A 20,128-nucleotide genomic window follows, 5' to 3' on the forward strand; every position below is an offset into this window, starting at 1 on the left:
CGCGCCCGACCCCGTACATTGAAAGCCCACTGCCCAGCATAAGGATTCCACATGTTTGATTTTGACCGGGAAATAGATCGTCGCGACACCATGAGTCTGAAATGGGACAAGTACAAAGGACAAGACGTGCTGCCCATGTGGGTAGCCGACACCGACTTTGTCTCGCCGCCTGCCGTCGTCGAGGCCCTCACCCAGCGGGTCGCCCACGGCATCTTCGGTTACTCGCGCCCCTCTGCCCGGCTGATCGAACTGATCATAGCGCGTCTGGCCAGCCGCTACGGCTGGACCATCCAGCCGGAGTGGCTCATCTTCCTGCCCGGTGTGGTACCCGGCCTCAACCTGGCGTGCAAGGCCTGGAGCCAGCACGGCCGCGGCATCATCACCCCCAAACCGGTCTACTACCCCTTTCTGCAGGCACCCGGGTTCAACGATCGCCCCCTGCTCACCGTCCCCATGGTGGAAGAGGCCGGTCGCTGGGTGCTGGATCTGGAGGAGCTGGAGCGTCAGGCCCCGGCGGCGGATCTGCTGCTGCTGTGCAACCCGCACAACCCGGGCGGTACCGTGTTTACCCGCGAAGAGCTCAAGGCCATCGATGCCATCGCCGAACGACACAATCTGGTCGTCTGCTCGGACGAGATCCATTGTGATCTGCTGCTCGACAAGCAGGCCCACCACATACCCTATGGCGCCATCAGCCCGGCAGCCGCCGAGCGCTCGGCCGTGATGATGGCACCAAGCAAGACCTTCAATATCGCGGGCCTTTGCTGTGCCTTCGCCGTGGTGCCCAACGCCCGCCTGCGCCTCAAGCTGCAACAGGCGATGCGCGGCATCAGCGCCGACGTCAACCTGCTGGGCTTCGTGGCAGCCGAGGCAGCCTATGAGGGAGGCGAACCCTGGCTCTGCGAACAACTCGACTACCTGGCCGCCAATCTCATGCTTATCGAACAGGCTGTCGCCCGCTGGCCCGGCGTCAAGCTGGCTCGCCATCAGGCCACCTACCTTGCCTGGATTGACGTCAGTGCGCTCGGGCTCGAGGATCCCATCACCTTCTTCGAACAGGCAGGGGTTGGGCTCTCCCCGGGCGCCCAGTTCGGCGATGGCCAGTTCGTACGGTTCAACTTCGGCTGCACCCGGGCACGGCTGACCGAGGCGCTGGCCCGGATGGAGAAAGCGATCCAGACTCGCATCTGATGGCAATAGGGTATATTTTTGCGGCTGAATCTCAGCTGCACCGACCGCCGCCATAAGCGATGAGGGCGGGTCTGAATGGCACATGCCATGCAAACCCGGCTCTGTGCTGAACAGCGGCAGGCCGTGATGTCAGACGGGATGGGCTTGACCCATCCTTTTTATCAGCCATTTATCCGGTTAATTATGTTGCCAAGCGCCCTGCACCACCTGTCGACCCTGTCTCGTTTCGCCCTGCCCTTGCTGGCAGCCGCCTTGGTGTTGCCCCTGCACGCCACTACACCATCCTATCTCACCATAGGCACAGGGGCGCTCAACGGCGTCTACTATCCCGCAGGAGGGGCCATCTGCCGCCTGCTGAACGCAGATAGCGCCAACCACGGACTGCACTGCGCCGTGCAGAGCACCTCGGGCTCCCTCACCAACCTGAAGGAGCTGAACCAAGGGAAAATCCAGCTGGTGCTGGTGCAATCGGATGTGGTGCATCATGCCGCCAAGGGCACAGGCCCCTTCGTGGGCCAGCCACCCAACGACCGGCTTCGCAGCCTGTTTCGACTCCATCAGGAGTCGCTGACCCTGATCGCCAGTGCCAACAGCAACATCAGCACTCTGACCGACATCGAAGGCAAACGGGTCGATCTGGGCAATCCGGGTTCGGGAGAGCGCGTGACCAGCCAGGCCCTGCTCGATGCCATGGGCTGGCAGGAGAGCAGCTTCGCCCCCGTCATTCCCTCCTCCATCAACAACCAGCTGGAAGGACTCTGCGATGGTACCCTGGACGCCGCCTTCATGGTGGCGGGCCATCCCAATCAGCGCATAGGGGATCTGACCGGTCGCTGTCAGGCACGCATCATCCCCATCGAGGGGGAGCAGATCGATCGTCTGCTCAAGACGCTCCCCTATTATCAGCGCAGCCACATCAGCGCCAATCTCTACCCGGGACAGCCCAGCGACGTCAACACCTTCGCCGTCACCGCCGAACTGATTGCACTGGACAGCCTGCCAGACACAGAGGTGCGCACTGTGCGCGACGTGCTGACCGCACGGCTCAAGCAGTTCACCCGTCTGCATCCGGCGCTGACCCCCCTCACCCTGGACTCCATGCAGGCAAAGGCTGAGGTACCGCACCACCCGGGCATGGAGGATGCTGTCCTGCCGCCGCCATCACTCATCCCCGAATCCCTGACCCCTGAGGAGTCAGCAGGCTCGGCGGCGACGGCAGCCCAGTCGGCCCAGTCGGCGGCGCAGACCACCGGGGATGGCGCAGCAGCACAAACCGCAACCTCAGAAGCATTGGCAACCCAGCCCACTGCGGTAGAGTCTGTCTCGACCGCCCTGGCCACTCAGGCTGTGACTGTGGACGCCCCCTCGGACGCCGTGGCCACGCAAACCGTGACGACGGACCCACCCTCGGCCGCCGTGACCACGCAACCCGCCTCGTCCGCACTCGGCTCGGCGCCAGCCGATACGCAAGGGGCGGCGCCCAGTGCCACCAATGGCAGCGACGGCGTGCACCAGCCCCTGCCTGCCACCCCTTCGGCAAGCGTGCCCGTCCAGTAATCTCATGCACCACCAACGAAAGAGGCCACCTGTCAGGGTGGCCTCTTCTTTTGCATTGCTCCTGCGGCCTTGCTCTGTGGCGACTCATACACGATATGGGTCGCCACACAGCTGCCGAGCGGTATCTCCCTTCCGGCCCAGTCCAACCGGGTCAGGCGCCCGCCATGAACAGTCTGCCTATCCTGCCGGATCTTGTCAGCCTGCTGCCTTGGGCGCCGCTTGATGACGGGCGTCGGGCTGCAATATCTCCTCCTCCACCCAGTGCAGCAGCTGTTTGATAGCCCGCGACAACACCTGATTCTGACGCACCACGTACCCCAAGCTGGTGCCGGGAAAATCGGTCAGACGGGCCACGGGGGCGGTGAGCTTGAGGCGCGGATGGAGCGAGAAGTCCGGCACTATGGCCACCCCGAAGCCCGCCTCGGCCCAGTCGAGCTGGGCATCCACGCTGCCGACCTCCATGATGCGGCAAGTCGGCAGGCCTAGCAGGGGCAAGGAAGGGTCTATCAGCGCCCGGGTGCGGGTATCGTGGCCGAGCAGGATCAGGGTCGGCTCATCAAGGGGATCGCTCTCTCCCGCCTTCGCCCGCGCCTGCCAGCGGGCCAGCCCGTGTCCCAGCGCGCACCAGGTCACCTGCTGCAACTCGGTGTAGAACAGCGGTTCGCTGCGCTTTTGCGCCATCACGAAGCCAAGATCTGCCTTGCCGGCCCTGACCAGCTCGGCAGCCTGATCCGAGGTGGTATTGAACAGGGTGAGATCGATGCCGGGAAAGGCCTGCTTGAAGCGCTGGAACGGCTGGATCAGCAGCAGACGGGAGATGATGTCGCTGGCGGCGATGGCGAGCGTGCCCTGGCTCAGCTGGTTGAGGGCATTGAGATCGGACTGGCACAGCAGCAGCTCGTTGATGGCCCGCTCGGCGCTTTGCAGCAGTCGCTCACCGGCCTGGGTCAGCCGAAACGGGCTGCGTTCAATCAGCTTGACCCGGGTGGCCTGCTCCAGGTTCTTGAGATGCAGGCTGACGTTGGGCTGGGTCATGTGCAATTCGGTGGCGGTCTGGCCGAAATGCTGCAGGCGGGCCAGGGTAACGAAGGTGTGCAGCCAGTGAATATCCAGCATGGGGATCCTCTTGTTTTTCCACATCTGCGCCCATGACGCGGGCCAGCGCGGCAATACGGGACGTCTTGCCGGTAAATTCGCCACAATTATATGGTTTTCTTATTGGAATTATAAAGATAATTAATTTTTCTAATCCGCCGCAGCCTCCTAGGATGGACGCCTAACGTCTTAGGAGAAAGAGTCATGTCGTCTATCGTAGTCGTAGGTGCTAACTGGGGTGATGAAGGCAAAGGCCGCATCGTCGATTATCTGGCAGGTCAATCCGCCGCCAGCATCCGTTTTCAGGGCGGCAACAACGCCGGCCACACCGTCGTCAACGACCTGGGCACCTTCAAGCTGCACCAGTTGCCGAGCGGCGTATTCAACCCGGAGTGCCTGGTTGTCCTCGGCCCTGGCATGGTCATCAGCCCCGAGCCATTGACCCGCGAGCTGGCTGAAGTGAACGCCGCCGGCGTGACCCCGAAACTGGCCATCTCTGATCGCGCCACCTTCTGTCTGCCGATCCATGCGCTGGAAGATACCCTGGAAGAAGTCCGTCTGGGTGATGGCGCCTATGGCTCCACCCGCCAGGGCATAGCCCCGGCTTACGGTGATCGGGTCATGAAAAAAGCGATCCTGGTCGGCTGGCTGAAGCAGCCAGAGGTGCTGGTTGAGCGCATCCAGTTCTTCCTCGACTGGAAACTGCCGCAGCTCAAAGCCCTCTACCCGAGCTTCGAGTTCAGCCAGACCGCCCAGGAAATGGCCGATTGGCTGCTGGAAGTCTCCGCCCCCTGGATCGACGCTGTCTGCAACGTCAGCGAGCCGCTCAAGGCCATCCAGGCCCAGAACGGCACCCTGCTGTTCGAAGCCCAGCTGGGCGCCGGCCGTGACCTCATCTACGGTGAGTACCCCTGGGTGACCTCTTCCCACGTTTCCGGCGCCTACGCCGGTATCGGTGGCGGCCTGCCGGCTCTGCGCCCCGAGCGCGTGATTGCCGTGGCCAAGGCGTTCAGTACCTCTGTCGGTACCGGCACCCTGATCACCGCCATGGAGAATCAGGAAGAGTTCCGCAAGTTCGCCAACGAGTTCGGTGCCACCACCGGCCGTCCCCGTGACATCGGCTACTTCGACGCTGTTGCCACCAAGCAGGGTCTGGAGATCCAGGCCGCCAACGAGATCGCCCTGACCAAGCTGGACTGCCTCTCCGGCATGCCGGATCTGAAGATCTGCGTGGCCTACGAAGGCGCCAACACCGAGAACCCCATCTGGCCGCAGACCGCCGGTCTGAAGCCGGTGTACGAGTCCATGGAAGCCTGGAGCGAAGACATCTCTCACATCCGCAAGTTCGAAGACTTGCCCAAGGCTGCCCAGCACTATGTGCTGCGCATCGAAGCCCTGCTGGGTGTGCCGGTTCCCATGGTCTCCGTCGGCCCGGGCCGCGAGCAGATGATACTGCGCTAAGCTCCCTGCGCAGCTGCCAGCAAGATGTCAAAACCGGCCTCACAGAGGCCGGTTTTTTTATGGCCACCGCACTATAAGCTGACCGCCGAGGGACAGGCAGGAACGAGCCCCATCCGCAAGAACGACTCCCGGCGACAGGCGCCATGCAGGCGGCCAGCAACTTCAGCTGGAGAGCGTCCACCTCTGTATGCTCTATCGCAACCTTCTGAAACAGGAAGGCTGATCCCCACTAGCGCAGGGAATAACGCAACAAAAAGGCCTCCGCAAGGGAGGCCTTTCTTATGGCAGTGCCGGGCTGAGATGGCAATGACGGCTTACTTGACGGTCACCCGGGCAAACTTGCGCTTGCCAACCTGATAGACGGCGGTACCGGCACCTACCAGTGCCTTTCCATCTTCCAGCTTTGCGCCGTCAACCTTGACCGCGCCCTGCTTGATCATCCGCAGTGCTTCTGAGGTGGTGGCCACCAGATCGGCATCCTTGAGCAGGTTGGCAATGGCCAGCCCTTCCCCTTCCAGCGCCAGTTCGACTTCCGGCATCTCGTCCGGCATGGCGTTCTTGGAGAAGCGCTGGGTGAAATCTTCGTGGGCCGCTTCGGCTGCCGCTTCGTCGTGATAACGGGCGATGATCTCTTTAGCCAGCCAGATCTTCACATCACGAGGATTCAGGGTGTTCGCGGCGATACCGGCCTTGAACTCTTCAATCTCGGCCAAGGGGCGAGAGGAGAGCAGCTCGTAGTAGTTCCACATCAGGGTGTCGGTGATGGACATGATCTTGCCGAACATCTCGCCCGGGGCATCGTGCACGCCTATGTAGTTGGCGGCAGACTTGGACATCTTCTTGACGCCATCCAGACCCACCAGCAGCGGCATCATCAGCACGCACTGTGCGGCCATGCCGGCATCTTTTTGCAGCTCGCGGCCCATCAGCAGGTTGAACTTCTGATCGGTACCGCCCAGCTCGACGTCCGCCTTCAGCGCGACCGAGTCATAGCCTTGCAGCAGCGGATAGAGGAATTCGTGAATCGCGATGGATTGGCCGCCGGTGTAGCGCTTTTTGAAGTCGTCGCGTTCCATCATGCGAGCCACGGTCTGCTTGGCCGCCAGCTTGATCATGCCGGTCGCGCCCAGCTCGCCCAGCCAGCTGGAGTTGTACTCGATACGGGTCTTGGCAGGATCGAGGATCTTGAACGCCTGCTCGGCATAAGTGAGGGCGTTGTGCTTGATGGCCTCTTCAGAGAGCGGCGGACGGGTGCTGTTCTTGCCGGAGGGGTCACCCACCATGGCAGTGAAATCACCGATCAACAGGATGATCTCATGGCCCAGATCCTGGAAGGTCTTCAGTTTGTTGAGGATCACGGTATGACCCAGGTGAATGTCGGGAGCCGTCGGGTCCATCCCCAGCTTGATGCGCAGCGGGCGCCCTTCCTTCAACTTGGCGACAAGTTCTTCTTCAACCAGAATTTCTTCCGCTCCGCGCTTGATCTCGGCTAGCGCCACCTCGAGCTGGGACATTTTTTGACTCTCCAATCACGATTCCACAGGGCCAAACATATTACTGGAATGGCGAGCTAATTGGAAAGGCTGTAAAATCCATCCATTCTGCCCGACTTCATCTGCTTCTCATGGTTATTTGGCACGCCTTCAACGCACTTCCCCACTGGCACCGCAAGATGGTGCTGATCCTGAGCATCATGGTGATGATGCTGGCTGCCTGGCCAAGCGAACAGGCGGTCGCAACCCGGGTCGATGAAAACGGCAACGTTTTTGCCGCCGAGCCGCAAGCCGACGAGGGCGAGCTGCTGGCCCAGACCGAGCTGCCCGTCACCCCGCCCAAGCCCAGCTATGTCACCAAACAGGTGAAGGTGCACCGGGGCGACAACATGGGAGTCATCTTCCAGCGCCTTGGCCTCAGCACCACGGATCTGCACCTCATCGATCAGCTCGATGGCACGGATCCCCTGCGCCGGCTCAAACCCGGCCAGGAGCTCACCTTCAAGCTCACCAAACATGGCATGCTGCACAGCCTCTATTACCCCCACAGCCTGGAGCAGGCGCTGAAAGTGAACCGCAAGGCGGATCGCTTCGTCGCCAAACCGGTCAAGCTGGAACTCGATACCCGCGAGCAGGTGGCCAAAGGCGAGATCCGCTCCAGCTTCTGGGGTGCCGCCGCCGAGGCGGGCATGACAGAAGTTCAGATCATGAACCTGGCAGCCATCTTCGGCTGGGACATCGACTTCGCTCAGGACCTGCAACCCGGGGACAGCTTTCGGGTGGTCTATCAGGAGAAGTATCAGGATGACGAGCGGGTCGCCTCCGGCGATATCCTGGCCGCCGAATTCGTCAACCAGGGCACCGCTTACCGCGCCGTGCTCAATGAAGATGGCAACTACTACACGCCGGAAGGCAAGGCGATGCGCAAAAGCTTCCTGCGCGCCCCGGTCAACTTCAAATACATCAGCTCCAACTTCAACCCGCGCCGCCTCCACCCGGTCACCGGCAAGATCCGCCCCCACAACGGCATCGACTATGTGGCTCCTGTAGGCACCCCCATCATGGCGGCGGGCTCCGGCCAAGTGGTGGCCGCCGGCCACAACCAGTTCAACGGCAACTACGTCTTCATCAAGCACGCCGGCAACTTCGTGACCAAATACCTGCATCTGTCCAAACGCACCGTCGATAAAGGGCAGCGAGTGAAACAGGGACAGACCATTGGCACCCTGGGGGGCACAGGCCGGGTGACAGGCCCGCACCTGCACTATGAGTTCGTGGTGGGCGGCATTCACAAGAACCCGCGCACCCTCACCCTGCCACAGGCTGAAACCCTGACCGGACGGGAGCTGGCCAATTTCAGGAAGCTGGCGATGCCGCAACTGGCCAAACTCGACCAACTTGACAAGCCTGAGCTGCAGCTGGCTCAGAACAAACGGGACAATCGTGGTGGCTAAGTGGCCGCCAAGGAGTGGGGAATGAAAGAGCGCTATATCGGACTGATGTCAGGCACCAGTATGGATGGGATCGATGCCGTGCTGGTGATGATCGACGGCGATGAACTGCGGGTCGAAGCGGCACTCTGCCACCCCTGGCCCACGGCCCGTGAGCTGCACGCCCTCAGCACTCCGGGCGAGAACGAAATAGACAGGATGGGCGTGGCCGACAATCTGGTGGCCCGCGAGTTTGCTGCCGCCACCCACGCCCTGCTCGCCAAGGCGGGGCTGACCCCTGAAGATATTCGCGCCATCGGCAGCCATGGCCAGACCATACGCCACCGCCCTCAGCTCGGCTTTACCCTGCAGATCGGCAATGCCGCCCTGTTGGCCGCGCTGACCGGCATCGACGTTATTGCCGATTTTCGCACCATGGACATGGCCCTCGGCGGTCAGGGGGCGCCGCTGGTGCCCGCTTTCCATCAGGCACTGTTTGCCAAACCCGGCGCCCTGCGGGTGGTGCTGAACCTCGGCGGCATCGCCAATATCTCGGTGCTGCCGGGCAATCCCGGTGGGGTGTATGGCTTTGATACCGGCCCTGCCAACACCCTGCTCGATGGCTGGTATCGCCGTCATCAGCCAGACGGCGGCAACTACGACGCCGGTGGTAAATGGGCCGCCAGCGGCCAGCTTATTCCTGACCTGCTTGGAAAGCTGCTGGCTCACCCCTACTTCGCCGCCGCCGCCCCCAAGAGCACCGGGCGGGAGATGTTCACCCTCGATTGGCTCGATGGCGAGCTGGCAGGCACTGCATACGCCCCCGTGGATGTGCAGCGCACCCTGCAGGCACTCACCTGCCACAGCATCGCCCGTCAGCTGCCCGCCCAGCCCGAGGCAGTCGGTACCAGCCAACCCAAAGCCGAGCTGTTTGTCTGCGGCGGCGGCGCCCATAACACCCCGCTGCTGGCGGAACTCGCCAGCCTGCTGCCCTGCTGGCACATCGCCAGTACCTTTGATCTGGGGATAGCCCCCGACTGGGCAGAGGGGGCGGCGTTTGCCTGGCTGGCACAGCGCTTTATCCATCGCAAGCCGGGCAACCTGCCCGCGGTCACCGGCGCCAGTCGCCCGGCCGTGCTGGGTGCCCTCTACCTCGCCGGATAACTGACACCGGGTGCCCCCATCCCGAGCGCTGATCCAGACCCGCCCCCTTGTGCGCCTGCCTACCACTGACCCGCGTCACGCAGGCGGGCAAGCCACCATCTTGCTCCACCATCACAACCGCTCACAGGACGACTGCCCACTTATGGCATATTTATCTCGCTATTTTGGGCGGCCAACATCATCAAAATAAGCACACAAGCGGCGATTCAAGTGCAATAACAAAATATCGCCTATGCAATGTATTGAATTATATTCCAGCCACATCTTTATTAGTCTTTGCATGACCTTGGGTTAGCATATTTTTAGCGAACTGGATAGATCCCCAAAACGATTAAAATTACATATCCATGCAAAATAAAAACGGTTATCCGCAAGATGACGCATATTTTTAACGCATCATTCACAGCGCTGCCCCATCCCCACAGAGGGATAAACCCAGTCCACACGGGCTCGCCCGCGATGCCAACCCTGTTTGAACCACCTCGGAATGGTATTCACCCTGAATTGAATAGCAAAACAGCTATATTTTCGAGCGTTGACCTATCTCATAGAAACGAAATCCCGGTTTGCATCCCCTGATAGCCACTCATAGAATCGCCATGTCTGACATATCTACCCTGTCCCGCCCTCTCTTATCCCATTCAGCTATTGGGTGGATCACAAATAATAACCGGGGATGCCGCCGCTGGTGCAGTAGCCATGGCGCACAACAAGATGGGGTAAACCTGTATCTGAATTAACAAAAAATATTAAAAAGAGGCATATCTATGAGTGGCATCATCAAGTCGGCAAGAAATACCACCAATGCTCCGCAGGCGCTGGGGCCCTACACCCAGACGGTGGCATTCTCTCATTACAACAATATTTCCGCCCAGTTACCGGTCGCTCCCAAGACGGGCAAAATGGTAAGTGGCGATGTCAAGGTACAGGCCAGACAGTGCCTGAATAACCTCAAGGCCATCATAGAGAGCATTGGCCACGTGATGAACGATATGGTCAAAACCACCATCTTCCTGAAAGAGATGGCGGATCTGGAGGCGGTCAACGCCGTCTATCGCGAATTCTTCCCGGGTTATCTGCCGACCCGCACCACCCTCGCCGTCGCCGCCTTGCCGCTGGGTGCGCTGGTGCAGATCGATGCCATCATCTCCAACGGCGAAGGCACCTTCCCGCAAGATCCTTGCCCGCTGGTCAAACTGGCCCGCAATAGCGACAAAGCACCGCACAATCCGCTCTCAACCCATACTGTGGCCTTCTCCCACTACAACAATATCGGCGCACAACTGCCGGTCGATGCCGCCTCGGGCCAGCTGGTCGCCGGTGGCATCAAGGAGCAGGCGGGTCAGTGCCTACGCAATATCAAGGCGGTGCTGGAGAGCATAGACGTGCCGTTTGACGATATCGTCAAAGTGAATATCTACCTGACCAGCCTCGCCGATCTGGAGGCCGTCAACGAGGTCTACACCACCTTCTTCCCCGACTCCGCCATTGCCCGCGCCGTTGCCTATCTGCCCGCCCGCTCGGTGGTCAGTGCAGCCGCCCTGCCAATGGGGGCGCGGGTGCAGATGGATGCGGTCATCTCCCACGGTGACGGCACTCCGCCGCAACGGGTGGAAGACCGTCACAAGCTAGTGATCTCTGCCCGCAATACCGACAAGGCACCGCAGAGCCCGCTCCATTGCCAGACCGTCGCCTTCTCCCACTACAACCATCTGTCTGCACAACTGCCGATTGACCCCGCCACCGGCAAGATCCTGGCTGGCTGCATCAAAGAGCAGACCGCCCAGTGCCTGAGCAATATCAAGGCCATCGTCGAGAGCATCGGCCATGTGATGGACGATATCGTCAAAGTGAATATCCAGCTCGGCAACATCGCGGATCTGGATGCGGTCAACGCCGTCTACACCCAATACTTCCCGGGCTACCTGCCCGCCCGCACTGTATTTGGGGTGGGCGAACTGCCCGCCGGTGCGCTGGTGCAAATTGATGCCGTGCTCTCCAATGCGGAAAGTACCCCGCCGCAAGCATAAGGTTTACTGTGTATGATAAAAAGACACCGGCTTAAGCCGGTGTCTTTTTATATAATTTTCAGGGGCATGCTTTTAATATCATCATATTAGTGAATACACTATCCAACCTGGCAATGCATCCATTTAGTTTTGCGAACGTCCAATGACGCTTCGCCAAGCTAACCTACGAGCCATCAGTGTTCGCTAAAGGTAGTGCTTAAGTTCTACTTCCCGTGTCTTGAACATCTGATAATCAACAACTGTGCGTCCCTTGGCTGCGGTGAACCACTGTACACCGACTTCATCTGAATATCTAAACTCCAATCTAAATTCATATTTACTACTGACAAACAAAGCAATACATGCACCGATCAAAAATGCAACCACAGGGAGAACTGACGTTATTACCTGACCATGTTCATCCGTCGGGACAATGATAAACAATACGCTTGAGGCAATGAAACCGATGATGAACATATTGAGCAGTTTATCTTTCCACGAGAGCGTCCTGACTTGCACATCAGATATTTTATCAAAGTCATAACTGTCTTTGTTGACCCGCAGTTTTTTTGCTGATGGATCGATAGAAATAGAACAAGACATAGGAAAACTCCATCTTGATTACACATCAAATGACATTTTTATAATTAAAGATCATTCACCCGGGAACGGATCCTGCTCCCTCCGAATATCCTTGTGAGCTGATGCCATCACCCAGAGACGATGCGGCAAGAATGTGATTGCTGGCTTGGTTTATACCATGACGACCCGCTGAAACAGCAGGCCGTCAATCGAGAGCTGGGAGTGGCAGCAGCAAGGAGGGTATCATATGGCGCCACGAATAACAGCAAATGAAAAAGAAAAAGCGAGGTCGATAAACACATCACTCTGGCAGCATCAAAGGCCATAAAAAACGCCCCCCATCTTGCAACGGAGGGCGTTTTATCGTTCCGGCTATTGGGCCACGCTGACCCAAGGTTCAGGAACTACAAGGGCTATTACAGGGACTCTGCGGTCGCAACCACGTTTTCCACGGTAAAGCCAAATTCCTTGAACAGCAGCTCGGCCGGTGCAGACTCACCGAAGGTAGTCATACCGATGATCTTGCCGCCGAAACCGACGTACTTGTACCAGTAGTCAGCGATGCCCGCTTCGATGGCCACACGCTTGGTGACAGAAGACGGCAGCACAGACTCTTTGTATTCGGCAGACTGGGCATCGAACACGTCGGTAGACGGCAGGGAGACCACGCGCACGGCGCGGCCCTTGGCCGTCAGCTGCTCATAGGCGGCAACGGCCAGCTCCACTTCAGAACCGGTGGCGATCAGGATGAGTTCCGGCTTGCCAGCGCAATCCTTCAGCACGTAGCCACCCTTGGCGGTGTCGGCCAGCTGCTGGGCGCTGCGGTCCATCTGGGCCAGGTTCTGACGAGAGAAGATCAACGCAGTCGGGCCGTCGGTACGCTCGATGGCGTGCTTCCAGGCGATGGCGGATTCAACCTGGTCACACGGGCGCCAGGTGCTCATGTTCGGGGTCAGACGCAGGGACGCGATCTGCTCAACCGGCTGGTGAGTCGGGCCATCTTCACCCAGACCGATAGAGTCGTGGGTGTAAACGAAGATGGCACGCTGCTTCATCAGCGCGGCCATGCGCAGGGCGTTACGAGCGTACTCCATGAACATCAGGAAGGTGGCGCCGTAAGGGATGAAACCACCGTGCAGGGCGATACCGTTCATGATGGCGGACATGCCGAACTCGCGTACACCGTAGTGGATGTAGTTGCCGGAGGCATCGTCGTTGGTCAGGGACTTGGAACCGGACCACATGGTCAGGTTGGACGGTGCGAGATCCGCAGAACCGCCCATGAACTCCGGCAGCAGCTTGCCGAACGCTTCCAGAGAGTTCTGGGACGCTTTACGGGTCGCGATCTTGGCCGGGTTGGCTTGCAGGGTTTCGATGATCTTGGCGGATTCGGTAGCCCAGTTGGCCGGCAGTTCGCCTGCGGTACGGCGCTTGAATTCGGCAGCCAGGGTCGGGTGAGCGGCTTCATAGGCGGCGAACTTGGCAGCCCAGTCGGCTTCCAGCGCAGTGCCCTTCTCCTGACCGTTCCACTCGGCAGCGATGTCGGCCGGGATAACAAACGGTGCGTGATCCCACTTCAGGAAAGCGCGAGCTGCGGCGATCTCGTCGTTGCCCAGCGGTGAGCCGTGGCAGTCGTGAGAACCGGACTTGTTCGGGGAACCGTAGCCGATGATGGTGCGGCAGCAGATCAGGGTCGGCTTGCCGGTCTCGGCCTTGGCGGCTTCGATGGCGGCATTGATGGCTTCCGGGCTGTGACCGTCAACCGCCGGGATCACGTGCCAGCCGTAGGCTTCAAAACGCTTGGGGGTGTCGTCGGTGAACCAGCCTTCAACGTGACCGTCGATGGAGATACCGTTGTCATCCCAGAACGCAATCAGTTTGCCCAGTTGCAGGGTACCTGCCAGGGAGCACGCTTCGTGGGAGATGCCTTCCATCAGGCAGCCGTCGCCCATAAAGGCGTAGGTGTAGTGGTCAACGATGTCGTGACCCGGCTGGTTGAACTGCTCGGCCATGGCCTTCTCGGCGATCGCCATGCCCACGGCATTGGTGATGCCCTGACCCAACGGACCTGTGGTGGTTTCCACGCCCGGTGCATAGCCGTACTCGGGGTGACCCGGGGTGCGAGAGTGCAGTTGGCGGAAGTTTTTCAGGTCGTCAATGGAGAGGTCATAACCGGAGAGGTGCAGCAGGGAGTACAGCAGCATGGAGCCGTGGCCGTTGGAGAGAATGAAACGGTCGCGGTCGGCCCACTTGGGGTTGTTCGGGTTATGTCTGAGGTGGCTACGCCACAGCACTTCGGCGATATCTGCCATTCCCATGGGGGCGCCCGGGTGACCGGAGTTGGCTTTTTGAACGGCATCCATACTCAATGCGCGAATGGCATTGGCAAGCTCTTTACGAGAAGGCATCTGTATCTCCTGCGATTGCTTCATTTGATGGCCAAGATTAAGGCGCGTTATTGTCCCAGCAGGGGGCGTGCGGTGCAAATATTATCTGGGCGAATAAAGTGGCTTTGGGAGCTCAATCGCTTTTCTGACCGGGGCAAACGATTGAGTTGTAAACGGCTCGCCCCCCAAATGGGGTAAAGCATGTATCTTGTTCGGCCAGCGCGCGGCAAAACCAAAATAGTGCTGGCAATCGAGAAGGGCGCTAACTAAAATGGACGTCCAGATGTAGATACCTCTACAATCATCCTATCATCACCCGGTTATTGCTGTGGCGATAACCCCAGACAAGCTGAGAATCCCATCATGGCAAAGCTGTTTACTTCCGAGTCGGTCTCCGAAGGCCATCCCGACAAGATTGCGGACCAGATCTCCGATGCGGTACTGGATGCCATCCTCAAGCAAGATACCAAGGCCCGTGTAGCCTGCGAGACCCTGGTCAAGACCGGTATGGTCATGGTGGCCGGTGAAGTAACCACCTCTGCCTGGGTTGATATCGAAGAGATAGTGCGTGATACCGTACGTGAAATCGGCTACACCCACTCCGACATGGGTTTCGACGCTGACTCTTGCGCCGTGCTGAACGCCATCGGCAAGCAGTCCCCGGACATCAATCAGGGTGTTGACCGCCGCGATCCGCTGGAGCAGGGCGCCGGTGACCAGGGCCTGATGTTCGGCTACGCCACCAACGAAACCGACGTGCTGATGCCCGCCCCCATCACCTACTCTCACCTGCTGGTGAAGCGTCAGGCTGAAGTGCGCAAGAACGGCACCCTGCCGTGGCTGCGTCCGGATGCCAAGAGCCAGCTGACCTTCGCCTACGATGACGCAGGCAAGATCCTGGGTGTCGATGCCGTTGTGCTCTCTACCCAGCACAGCGAATCCATCAGCCACAAAGATCTGGTGGAAGCGGTACGCGAAGAGATCATCAAGCCGGTGCTGCCGGCAGAGTGGGTCACCAAGGACACCAAATACTTCATCAACCCGACCGGCCGTTTCGTTATCGGCGGCCCAATGGGGGATTGCGGTCTGACCGGTCGCAAGATCATCGTTGACACCTACGGCGGCATGGCCCGTCACGGTGGTGGTGCTTTCTCAGGCAAGGATCCGTCCAAGGTTGACCGCTCCGCTGCCTACGCCGCCCGCTACGTGGCCAAGAACATTGTCGCTGCCGGTCTGGCCGATCGTTGTGAAATCCAGATCTCCTACGCCATCGGCGTGGCCGAGCCGACCTCCATCAGTGTCGAAACCTTCGGTACTGCCAAGGTCGCCGAGGATCTGCTGGTCAAGCTGGTGCGCGAGCACTTCGAACTGCGTCCGTATGGCCTGATCGAGATGCTGGATCTGAAGCGCCCCATCTACCAGGCTACCGCCGCCTACGGTCACTTCGGTCGCGAAGAGTTCCCGTGGGAGCAGACCGACAAGGCCGAGCTGCTGCGCTCCGCTGCTGGCTTGTAACAGTCGCCAGTTGTGATAAAAGGGGAGCCTGGCTCCCCTTTTGCTTTTCCGCTACCTGACGAGATATTGATGTCTGCCACCCCTGCCCAGCTTGCATCCCTACTGCAACAACGCGTAGAAGCCTGTTTCGTGCAGGCCGAGGCGCGCCTCGGTCGCACCTTTGCCCGCCCGCGGATCTACTGCAACATGCGGGGCCGTGCGGCAGGCTCTGCACGGCTGCAAACCTGGGAGCTGCGCTTCAACCCGGCCCTCTATCAGGCCAACCAGCAGGCATTTCTGGCCGAGGTGGTGCCCCACGAGGTGGCCCATTTGCTGGTCTATGCCCTGTGGGGTGAAGGGCGCGGCAAGGCACGGGTGCTGCCTCACGGCACCCAGTGGCAGTCGATGATGCGGGAAGTGTTCGGCCTTGAACCCAGAACCACCCACAGCTTCGATCTGGCGGTACTGGCGCAGCCGACCATGCCCTATCGTTGTCACTGCCAACAGCATCAGCTCTCGGTGCGCCGCCACAACAAGGTGGTGCGCGGTGAAGCCCGCTATCACTGTCGCCGCTGCAAGCAGCCGCTGGAGCGGGAACAGCAGGAGTCTGTGCCTGCGGAGTAAGCCAGCCTGTGTCGCAACCCTGTGCTAGGGTGCCCCTCTCTTCATCCGACCACTTCATTACCAAGGATCTTCATGTTTCGTTCCCTGTTTTCGTTCGCCCTGGCCCTGCTGGTCAGTTTGCCCCTCCATGCCCAGACCTTTCGCGCCGCCAAGCTGGATCTGAACCGCCTCTATCAGGATCACCCCGTCACCTTCTACTGCGGCTGCAAGATTGAGTATCAGGGCAAGAAAATGAGCCCGGATCTGGCCAGCTGCGGCTATGAACCGCGCAAGCAAGCCAAGCGTGCCAGCCGCATCGAGTGGGAACACGTGGTGCCGGCCTGGGAGTTCGGCCACCAGCTGCAGTGCTGGCAACAGGGTGGCCGCAAGAACTGTGGCAAAAGCGACGAGTTCAACCAGATGGAAGGGGACATGCACAACCTCTTCCCCGCCATCGGCGAGGTGAACGGTGATCGCGCCAACTACCGCTTCTCCGACTGGAACGGCACCCCGGATCAGTACGGCCAGTGCCAGATGCTGGTGGATTTCAAGGATCGTCGGGTGCAGCCGCCCAAAGGGCCGGTTCGGGGCCAGATCGCCCGTGCCTACCTCTATATGAGCCAGCAGTATGGGCTGCGTCTCGCGGCGCAACAGCGTAAACTGTTCGACGCTTGGGACAGACAGTACCCGGCCGATGGCTGGGAGTGCGAACGCAATCGCCGCATCGGCAAGTTGCAGGGCAATACCAATCCCTTCATTGAAAAGCAGTGCCAATAACCCCATTTGACGAAGGAGGGGGAGCGCCCCCTCCCATCATGAGGCGCTTCAATAGCCGAGTGGACCTTGAACAGGGCCTCACGCCAAGATATTGAAGCGTTTCCAAGCAAGAGACTGACAATCAGCCATGCGCATTCCACGTATCTATGAAGCGGCCACCCTGCAGGTTGGCCAGACCCTCGCCCTGTCAGAAGATGGCGCCAACCATATCGGCCGGGTACTGCGCATGCAGCCGGGACAGCAGCTGGAGCTGTTTAATGGCGACGGCAATCAATATGCCGCCACCATAGCCCTGGTCGGCAAGAAGTCAGTGGAGGTGACCATCGACCGCTGCGACGCCCAATCGGTGGAATCCCCTTTCGCCATCCATCTGGGCCAGGTGATCAGCCGGGGCGACAAGATGGACTTCACCATCCAGAAATCGGTCGAGCTGGGCGTCACCTGCATCACGCCGCTCTTCTCCGAGCGCTGCGGCGTCAAGCTGCCGGCGGACAGGCTGGAGAAGAAGCGTGAGCAGTGGCAGAAAGTGGTGATCAGCGCCTGCGAGCAGTGCGGTCGCAACCTGGTGCCCGAAGTTCGCATGCCGATGGAGCTGGACGCCTGGCTGGCAGAAGAGACTCAAGAGCTCAAACTCAACCTGCACCCGCGCGCCGAGTACAGCATCAGCACACTGCCAGTGCCGACGCACGGGGTGCGCCTGCTGATTGGCCCGGAAGGGGGCTTGTCGAGCGATGAGATCGCCCGTACCGTGCAGGAAGGTTTCAAGGAGATGCTGCTGGGGCCGCGGGTGCTACGCACCGAAACCGCCGCTCTGACCGCCATCACAGCGCTGCAGTGCCGCTTTGGCGATCTGGCTTAATACCATAGGGCAGTGTCGATAAGCTGCATGGCGGCATCGAATGATGGCAGCCTCAAACGGCCGATTACGCTGCGCTAATCGCCCCTACAACCCAATCGAGCCATTAAGAAGGATATTCGGATGACCATTAAACTCGGCATAGTGATGGACCCGATTTCGGCCATCAACATCAAGAAAGATTCCAGCTTCGCCATGCTCGAAGAGGCGCAAAAGCGCGGCTATGAGCTCTTCTATCTGGAGATGTCGGATCTCTACATGGAAGCCGGTCGCGCCTTTGGCACCATGCGCCCGCTCACCGTCAAATATGACTATGCCGACTGGTACAGCCTGGGCGAGGTGGTGGATCAGCCCCTCTCCAACCTCGATGTGATCCTGATGCGCAAGGATCCACCGTTTGACACCGAATTTATCTACGCCACCTACATGCTGGAGCGGGCCGAGGATGAGGGCTGCCTCATCGTCAACAAGCCACAGAGCCTGCGCGATGCCAACGAGAAGCTCTACACTGCCTGGTTTGCCGAGCACACTCCGACCACGCTGGTGACCCGCCGCGCCGACAAGCTGCGCGCCTTCCACGCCCAGCATAAGGATGTGATCCTGAAACCGCTGGACGGCATGGGTGGCGCCTCCATCTTCCGCATGAAGGAGGATGACGCCAACGTCGGCGTTATCATCGAGACGCTGACAGAACATGGCAGCCAGTACTGCATGGCCCAGACCTATCTGCCCGCCATCAAGGATGGCGACAAGCGGGTGCTGGTGGTGGACGGCGAACCGGTTCCCTACTGCCTGGCCCGCATTCCGGCGCAGGGGGAGACCCGTGGCAACCTGGCGGCCGGTGGCCGTGGTGAGGCACGCCCCTTGAGCGAAGCCGACTGGGCCATCGCCCGCGCGGTAGGCCCGACCCTGAAAGCGAAGGGCCTCATCTTCGTCGGGCTCGACATCATCGGCGATCGGTTGACCGAGATTAACGTCACCAGCCCGACCTGCATCCGCGAGATCGAGGCCGCCTTTGACGTCTCCATCACCGGCATGCTGATGGATGCCATCGAGCGTCGGCTGGCGAACGCCTGAATAACCCGAAGCTAAACGGCAAAATAACAACAGAGGCGGCCCCGGGACCGCCTCTGTTGTTTCCCGCCAGCGTACTGGGCACGCCACCTCAGCAGCGGAACAGTTCCACCGTCACCTTGCTCTGCTCCTGTGCCATGCCGTTGATCTGGGTGGTGAGATCACGAAAATGACAGCTCACCTCGCTGAGGGAGTGAGCCCGCCCAGCTCGTCCTTGCGCAGCACAGGTGCCAGCAGGGGCCCCAGGATCAGCATCTGTCTGATCGAAACAGCCTCCATGACGTTCTCTCCATCCTGACAATGTCGATGGAAAGGACCGCAAGCGATAAAAAGCAGTTTTGCCCGATACAGTGAGCTGCCATAATTGCCCCAAATACCTTTGCAATATTTGGCCCATATGCAAACACTGCAAAATCATTTCCTGCTCGCCATGCCAAGCCTCTCCGATCCCTATTTCGAGCGTTCGCTGGTCTACCTGTGCGAACACAACGAAGAGGGTGCAATGGGGCTGGTGGTCAACATCCCGGTGGACATGTCGCTGGACGCCATGCTGACCCAGCTCAAGCTCGCCCCCCCGGCCAGCCCGGATCTCAAGCAGCCCGTGCTGCAAGGAGGACCGGTACACGCCGATCGCGGTTTCGTGCTGCATAGCTTCCGCCCGGGGTTCAACTCCACCCTGCAGGTGGGGGATGAACTCATGGTCACCACTTCCAAGGACATACTGGAAACCCTGGGCACAGAGCAGGCCCCGGATCACTGGCTGGTGGCTCTCGGCTACGCCGGTTGGAGTGCAGGTCAACTGGAACAGGAGCTGGTGGATGGCGCCTGGCTGGTGATCCCGCCCAATCCGGATCTTGTCTTCAAGACCCCGATCCATCAGCGCTGGCAGCAAGCCGCTGCCAGCATAGGGGTCAATCCCATTCATCTATCCAGCGACATCGGTCACAGCTGATGC

The 20,128-nt window shown here is 59.9% G+C and carries 16 protein-coding genes; 12 read left to right on the plus strand and 4 right to left on the minus strand.

Translation table 11 applies throughout. From position 1 onward, the window contains the following. Window positions 1–51 precede the first annotated feature (51 nt). Both BN1129_RS14810 and BN1129_RS14815 read left to right on the plus strand, forming a co-directional pair. A complete protein-coding gene (locus tag BN1129_RS14810) occupies window positions 52–1,191 on the plus strand; it encodes a MalY/PatB family protein (protein WP_042037489.1) in 1,140 nt (379 codons plus the stop codon). Between the two features lie 183 nt (window positions 1,192–1,374). Beyond that, entirely contained in the window at window positions 1,375–2,748 is a 1,374-nt protein-coding gene (locus BN1129_RS14815; protein WP_244463065.1) for a TAXI family TRAP transporter solute-binding subunit, read from the plus strand. Between the two features lie 195 nt (window positions 2,749–2,943). Here BN1129_RS14815 and BN1129_RS14820 read toward each other — a convergent pair whose 3' ends face one another. After that, entirely contained in the window at window positions 2,944–3,864 is a 921-nt protein-coding gene (locus BN1129_RS14820; protein ID WP_042037490.1) for a LysR family transcriptional regulator, read from the minus strand. A gap of 183 nt (window positions 3,865–4,047) precedes the next feature. On the opposite strand from BN1129_RS14820, the gene BN1129_RS14825 reads away from it, so the two are divergent. Then, a complete protein-coding gene (locus BN1129_RS14825; protein WP_042037492.1) occupies window positions 4,048–5,304 on the plus strand; it encodes an adenylosuccinate synthetase in 1,257 nt (418 codons plus the stop codon). A 314-nt stretch (window positions 5,305–5,618) separates the two neighbouring features. On the opposite strand, the gene tyrS is transcribed toward BN1129_RS14825, so the two are convergent. Beyond that, window positions 5,619–6,818, minus strand: coding sequence for a tyrosine--tRNA ligase (gene tyrS, locus BN1129_RS14830; RefSeq protein WP_042037493.1), 1,200 nt, complete (start codon window positions 6,816–6,818; stop codon window positions 5,619–5,621). A 110-nt stretch (window positions 6,819–6,928) separates the two neighbouring features. Between tyrS and BN1129_RS14835 the strand changes: the two genes are divergently transcribed. From BN1129_RS14835 to BN1129_RS14845, 3 genes are all read left to right on the plus strand, one after another. Continuing rightward, the gene (locus BN1129_RS14835) at window positions 6,929–8,251 is read left to right on the plus strand and encodes a peptidoglycan DD-metalloendopeptidase family protein (protein ID WP_042037494.1); all 1,323 of its coding nucleotides are present in this window, start codon (window positions 6,929–6,931) and stop codon (window positions 8,249–8,251) included. A gap of 21 nt (window positions 8,252–8,272) precedes the next feature. Next, complete coding sequence (locus BN1129_RS14840; protein WP_042037495.1) at window positions 8,273–9,391, plus strand: anhydro-N-acetylmuramic acid kinase; 1,119 nt, start codon at window positions 8,273–8,275, stop codon at window positions 9,389–9,391. Window positions 9,392–10,158: 767 nt separating this feature from the next. Next, window positions 10,159–11,421, plus strand: a complete 1,263-nt coding sequence (locus BN1129_RS14845) for a RidA family protein (RefSeq protein WP_042037496.1) — start codon at window positions 10,159–10,161, stop codon at window positions 11,419–11,421. Between the two features lie 183 nt (window positions 11,422–11,604). Here BN1129_RS14845 and BN1129_RS14850 read toward each other — a convergent pair whose 3' ends face one another. Both BN1129_RS14850 and tkt read right to left on the minus strand, forming a co-directional pair. Beyond that, window positions 11,605–12,003 (minus strand): hypothetical protein, encoded by a 399-nt coding sequence (locus BN1129_RS14850; protein WP_084204666.1) that lies wholly within the window; start codon window positions 12,001–12,003, stop codon window positions 11,605–11,607. A gap of 395 nt (window positions 12,004–12,398) precedes the next feature. After that, window positions 12,399–14,390 carry a transketolase gene (gene tkt, locus BN1129_RS14855; RefSeq protein WP_042037497.1) on the minus strand — a complete coding sequence of 664 codons (1,992 nt, stop codon included), beginning with the start codon at window positions 14,388–14,390 and terminating at the stop codon, window positions 12,399–12,401. 342 nt (window positions 14,391–14,732) lie between these two features. Between tkt and metK the strand changes: the two genes are divergently transcribed. The 6 genes from metK (at window position 14,733) to BN1129_RS14885 (ending at window position 20,125) form a co-directional block, all read left to right on the plus strand. After that, window positions 14,733–15,884 (plus strand): methionine adenosyltransferase, encoded by a 1,152-nt coding sequence (gene metK / locus BN1129_RS14860; protein WP_042037498.1) that lies wholly within the window; start codon window positions 14,733–14,735, stop codon window positions 15,882–15,884. A 69-nt stretch (window positions 15,885–15,953) separates the two neighbouring features. Then, window positions 15,954–16,487: a SprT family zinc-dependent metalloprotease gene (locus tag BN1129_RS14865; protein WP_042037499.1), complete on the plus strand. Its 534-nt coding sequence runs from the start codon at window positions 15,954–15,956 to the stop codon at window positions 16,485–16,487. Window positions 16,488–16,559: 72 nt separating this feature from the next. Then, window positions 16,560–17,243, plus strand: a complete 684-nt coding sequence (locus BN1129_RS14870) for an endonuclease (protein ID WP_042037500.1) — start codon at window positions 16,560–16,562, stop codon at window positions 17,241–17,243. A 127-nt stretch (window positions 17,244–17,370) separates the two neighbouring features. Beyond that, window positions 17,371–18,102, plus strand: a complete 732-nt coding sequence (rsmE, locus tag BN1129_RS14875) for a 16S rRNA (uracil(1498)-N(3))-methyltransferase (protein WP_042037501.1) — start codon at window positions 17,371–17,373, stop codon at window positions 18,100–18,102. Between the two features lie 120 nt (window positions 18,103–18,222). Then, entirely contained in the window at window positions 18,223–19,176 is a 954-nt protein-coding gene (gene gshB / locus BN1129_RS14880) for a glutathione synthase (RefSeq protein WP_042037502.1), read from the plus strand. A gap of 394 nt (window positions 19,177–19,570) precedes the next feature. Further along, entirely contained in the window at window positions 19,571–20,125 is a 555-nt protein-coding gene (locus tag BN1129_RS14885) for a YqgE/AlgH family protein (RefSeq protein WP_042037546.1), read from the plus strand. Window positions 20,126–20,128 lie beyond the last annotated feature (3 nt).

The organism is Aeromonas popoffii, assembly GCF_000820025.1.
Classification (GTDB): domain Bacteria; phylum Pseudomonadota; class Gammaproteobacteria; order Enterobacterales; family Aeromonadaceae; genus Aeromonas; species Aeromonas popoffii.